This is a genomic window from Zobellella denitrificans (assembly GCF_002237365.1).
Taxonomy (GTDB): Bacteria; Pseudomonadota; Gammaproteobacteria; order Enterobacterales; family Aeromonadaceae; genus Oceanimonas; species Oceanimonas denitrificans.
Window position 1 is genome coordinate 1 of sequence record NZ_NMUO01000161.1, and the last position, 3,302, is coordinate 3,302.

Consider the following 3,302-nt stretch of genomic DNA (forward strand, 5'->3'; position numbering starts at 1 on the left):
GTGGCACCGAGCTCGGCGGCGATGGCCTGCAGCTCCGGGTGGCCGAGCAGCTCCCGGCGCAGCCGGCCGCCCTGGGCCAGGGGGCAGTAGGCCATGGTCGGCAGCCCCTGCTCGCGCTGCCAGGGCAGCAGCGAATGTTCAATGCCCCGGGAGCCCAGGTGGTAGAGCACCTGGTTGACCGCGCAGCGCTCGCCGCCGGGCAGGGACGCCAGTTCCCGCATCTCGTCGATATCGAAGTTGGACACCCCGAAGCGCCGGATCTTGCCCTGCGCTTGCAGCCGCGCGAAGGCCTCCAGGGTTTCGTCGAGGGGCACGCTGCCCGGCCAGTGCAGCAGGTAGAGATCCAGGTGGTCGGTGCCCAGGCGTTTGAGGCTGCGCTCGCAGGCCTGGATCGCGCTCTGCCGGCCGGCGTTCCAGGGGTAGACCTTGGACACCAGGAAGGCTTGCTCCCGGCGGCCCTTCAGCGCCTGGCCCACCACTTCCTCGGCACCGCCGTCGGCATACATCTCGGCGGTGTCGATAAGGGTCAGCCCCAGCTCCAGCCCCTGCTGCAGGGCCCGGACCTCGTCCTGCCGCGGGGCCAGTCCTTCGCCCATGTACCAGGTGCCCTGGCCGATGGCGGGCAGCTCGATGGCCGGCTGGCCGGCCATGGCCTTGAATGTGACGGTGGCGTCCATCTGTCCCTCTCATTTTTTGGAAATGAATTCCGCATTATGGTGGCGCAGTCGGCGCCGCTTTGCAACGGGCGGGCAGCCTTGCTTTTGCGTGCGCTTTGCGCTTGACTGGCCCTTGGCGGATCGGAACTAAAATAAAGACAGGGCACAGGAGCAGCGTATGACCACTTCACCCACCGACGGCCAGGACGAAGTCGCCCTGGTCCGGCGGCATCTCAAGCTCGATCATATGAACCAGTTGCAGATAGAGCAGCTGGCGGAGGTGTTCGGCACCGAGCCGGGCGTGGTCAAGGTGGTGGTGCGCAAGCACTGGCTGGATATCGATTACGACGCCGCCGTGCTGACCCTGGATCGGGTGATCGCCCTGCTGGAGGCCTACGGCGGCGAGCTGTCCCACGACTGGTGGACGGCGTTCAAGGCCCACTGGTATCGCCGCCGGGAAGAGAAGCTGCGCGCCCGGCTGGCCCAGGACGACGAGTCGTCCTCCGGTGAGCCCTAATCCTCCAGCGCCCGGCGCAGCACGCCCTGGCCCCGTTGCAGCCGGGCCCGGGCCTCGGCCTTGCAAAGCCCCGACAGCAGCATCAGTATTGCCAGCTTGACCTCCCGGTCGGCGTCGTCCAGCGCCCGGGCGGCGGTGCTTTCGTCCGCGCCGGTGGCCTGCATCACGATGCGGATGGCCCTGGCCTCGAGCTTCTCGTTGCTGGCGTTCACATCCACCATCAGGTTCTGGTACACCTTGCCCAGGCGGATCATGCTGGCGGTGCTCAGCATGTTGAGCACCAGTTTCTGGGCGGTGCCGGACTTGAGCCGGGTGGAGCCGGTGATCACCTCGGGCCCTACCTCGGGCTCGATGGCGATGGCCGCTTCCCGGCCGATGGCCGATCCGGGATTGCACGCCAGCGCCACCGTGCCGGCACCCAGGGCTCGGGCGTAGCGCAGGCCGCCGAGCACATAGGGGGTGCGGCCGCTGGCGGCGATGCCCACCACCACGTCCTTGTCGGACAGATCGATGTCCCGCAGATCCTGCTCGCCCCGGGCGGCGTCGTCCTCCGCCCCCTCCTGGGCGCGGAACATGGCCGCCTCGCCGCCAGCGATAAGCCCCACCACCATGCCCGCCGGCACACTGAAGGTGGGCGGGCATTCGGACGCATCCAGCACCCCCAGCCGGCCGCTGGTGCCGGCGCCCAGGTAGACCAGGCGGCCGCCCCGGCGCAGCGCCGCGACGATGAGATCCACGGCGGCGGCGATCTCGGGCAGCACCCGGGCCACCGCCTCCGGTACCCGTTGGTCCTGGGCGTTGATGGTGGTGACGATGTCGAGGGTGCTTTTGAGATCGATATCCAGGGTGTCGGGGTTGCGCCCTTCCGAGGTCAGCCGGGCCAGATCGTTGAGCAGGTCGTGATGTTGCATGGGGATACCTTCGGGTTCAGCCGGGCGGGTGGATGGCGCCCAGTATGGCGGGGCGGCGGGCGCCGGTCACCGCCGGCAGGTTGCCGGCCAGGCCGTGCAGGGTCTGGTGGGCCAGCCAGGCGAAGGCCATGGCCTCCATGGCGTCCATGTCCACCCCGGCGGCGTTGGTGGTGTCCACCCGCCAGCCGGGCAGCAGGGCGGCGAGGCGTTCCAGCAGCAGGGGGTTGTGGCCGCCGCCGCCGCACACCAGCAGCTCGCCCGCCGGCCACTGTTGCGCCTCGCGGACGATGGCGGTGGCGGTGAACTCGGCCAGGGTGGCCTGTACGTCGGCCACCGCCTCGTCGCCGGCGAGCTGACGGTCCAGCCAGTGTTCGTTGAACAGCTCCCGCCCGGTGCTCTTGGGCGCGGGCAGGGCCAGCCAGGGCTCGGCCATCAAGCGCGACAACAGCGCGGGCAGCACCCGGCCACGGCGGGCCAGGGCGGCGTCCCGGTCGAAGGGCGCGCCGGTGTGGCGCCGGCACCAGAGATCCATCAGCATGTTGCCGGGGCCGACATCGTAGCCCCGCACCGGCGCCTCGGGCGCCAGCACAGTGATATTGGCGATGCCGCCGATGTTCACTACCAGCCGCACCCGGTCGGTGCCACCCAGCACCTGGCGGTGGAAGGCGGGCACCAGGGGCGCGCCCTGGCCGCCCAGGGCCATGTCCTTGCGGCGAAAGTCGTTGACGGTGGTGATGCCGGTCTCGGCCGCCAGCCGGTTGCCGTCGCCCAGTTGCAGGGAGAAGGGCAGGGGGCCGCCGGGCTGGTGCCAGACGGTCTGGCCGTGGCAGCCGATGGCGCTGATGTCGGACGCCTGCCGGCCGGATGCCGCCAGCAGTTGCCGCACCACATCGGCATAGGCCCGGCCCAGTTCGGCATCGAGCTCGCCCCATTGCCGGGCAGTGACGGCGCCGCCGCCGGCCAGGGCCAGCAGCCGGTCGCGCAGCCCGGGCTCGAAGGGGGCCGTGGTGCGTTCAAGCAGGCGGACTCGTTCGCCGTCGGTCTCGACCAGCACGGCGTCGATGCCGTCCAGGCTGGTGCCGGACATGATGCCGATGTAGCGCTCCATGATCACCAGCTCTCGGGCACTTCCAGCACCGGGCTGACCGGCACGCTGATCACCCCGTTTTCAAAGGGTTGCGGCTCGGGTTCGGCTTCCACCACCGGGGTGGGTTCGGG

At 70.1% G+C, this 3,302-nt stretch carries 4 protein-coding genes; 1 reads left to right on the plus strand and 3 read right to left on the minus strand.

What is annotated here, in order from left to right; translation table 11 throughout:
- The coding region (locus CGX12_RS18935; protein ID WP_142995714.1) for an aldo/keto reductase at positions 1-677 on the minus strand (677 nt) is incomplete at its 3' end.
- A gap of 157 nt (positions 678-834) precedes the next feature.
- On the opposite strand from CGX12_RS18935, the gene CGX12_RS18940 reads away from it, so the two are divergent.
- Positions 835-1,173 carry a hypothetical protein gene (locus tag CGX12_RS18940; RefSeq protein WP_094041427.1) on the plus strand — a complete coding sequence of 113 codons (339 nt, stop codon included), beginning with the start codon at positions 835-837 and terminating at the stop codon, positions 1,171-1,173.
- Here CGX12_RS18940 and murQ read toward each other — a convergent pair.
- On the minus strand, positions 1,170-2,069 hold the full coding sequence (gene murQ / locus CGX12_RS18945; RefSeq protein ID WP_217898210.1) for an N-acetylmuramic acid 6-phosphate etherase: 900 nt from the start codon (positions 2,067-2,069) through the stop codon (positions 1,170-1,172). The two genes, CGX12_RS18940 and murQ, sit on opposite strands and share 4 nt — an antisense overlap.
- A gap of 31 nt (positions 2,070-2,100) precedes the next feature.
- On the minus strand, positions 2,101-3,195 hold the full coding sequence (locus CGX12_RS18950) for an anhydro-N-acetylmuramic acid kinase (RefSeq protein WP_217898211.1): 1,095 nt from the start codon (positions 3,193-3,195) through the stop codon (positions 2,101-2,103).
- Between the last annotated feature and the right edge of the window lie 107 nt (positions 3,196-3,302).